Genomic DNA, 253 nt, shown 5'->3' on the forward strand with positions numbered 1-253 from the left:
GTGCCATGAAATTGGCAGAGGCGATCAACGATGCTAAAACCATCTTATGGAATGGTCCAGTCGGCGTTTTTGAAGTGGATGCGTTTGGTCAGGGTACTCAGATAGTGGCAGAAGCGGTCAAAAACAGCCAAGGTTTCTCGATTGCAGGTGGCGGTGATACACTTGCTGCGATTGATAAATATCAAGTGGCTGATGGAGTCAGCTACATGTCAACGGGTGGCGGTGCGTTCTTAGAGTTTGTAGAAGGTAAAAT

The 253-nt window shown here is 47.4% G+C and carries 1 protein-coding gene; it reads left to right on the forward strand.

All coding sequences use genetic code 11. The features are described 5' to 3' along the window. A partial coding sequence (gene pgk / locus AAEY75_RS16210; protein ID WP_352260176.1) for a phosphoglycerate kinase occupies window positions 1-253 on the forward strand: 253 nt, incomplete at both ends.

Source organism: Psychrobacter sp. TB55-MNA-CIBAN-0194, from assembly GCF_040309505.1.
Taxonomy (GTDB): Bacteria; Pseudomonadota; Gammaproteobacteria; order Pseudomonadales; family Moraxellaceae; genus Psychrobacter; species Psychrobacter fozii.